The organism is Cryobacterium sp. MLB-32 (genome assembly GCF_000738085.1).
Taxonomy (GTDB): Bacteria; Actinomycetota; Actinomycetes; order Actinomycetales; family Microbacteriaceae; genus Cryobacterium.
Genome location: NZ_JPRS01000595.1, coordinates 1 through 840 on the forward strand (window position 1 = coordinate 1; position 840 = coordinate 840).

General features: G+C 59.9%; 1 pseudogene. It reads right to left on the bottom strand.

Annotated elements, in window-relative coordinates:
- Nucleotides 1-774: pseudogene (locus JF66_RS20135) on the bottom strand (hypothetical protein); the annotation flags it as partial.
- Between the last annotated feature and the right edge of the window lie 66 nt (nucleotides 775-840).

Sequence of the window (840 nt, forward strand, 5' to 3'; positions counted from 1 at the left end):
GGCTGTCATGGAAAACGCCAGTCCGAGAAGGAGGAAGAGCAACGGGTGCGCGGCGAGGATACCCACCCAGAGAGTGGCGATCTTCAGTCCGAAGCTGCGTTTGTTCTTGTCGATGATCCACACCAGGCCCAGAGGCAACAGCACCCCTGTGAAGTACAAGGTCACGAGCTGGACGAGCAGCATGAGGAGCACGAGTAGCAGACCGAAGATCATGCAGACCATCAGAATGACCGCGATGACGACCCCGCCCGTGAGGCCGACCGGGTCCGTCTGAGCAATCATCGTGCCGAACTGACCCGAGATCGTGTTCACCGTTCCGGTCAAACCGGCGGCAACGAAGACGTCCGTCAGGGAGTGGAAGAAATTGATCAGCATGATTCCGAACGCCGGCCCGAACATTGCGCCTAGTAGGAACGTCCCAAAGTACAGTCCGACGGACTCGACCAGGTCTCGACCGGCCTGTACACCGCGCGCGGTGCGGACGGCTTGCGGGATGAGAAGCAGCACCGCGACGAAGATCGCCGTCGCGAAGGAGATCTTGTACGCGTTGATGAACCAATCAGAAGTCAAGTCCGGCAAGGTCGCGCTAGTCAGCGCCGGCATGATGTCTCGACTCATCCCCTGCGCAGTATCACGGAGGGTCTTGAACGTGTTTCCCCACGGGTCCGAGAAGTACGACACAACACCGGTCGCGCCGTTGATGGCATCACCAATCCCACCAATCGGGTTCCATCCGCCGTCATTCGATGACAGCTTCGGAAAGAGGGTGAGCATCAGCACCCCCCAGTGAACGGCCGCCCCACGGAGTACAACTCTTCGGTTGTACGCGTGCCGTTCGCG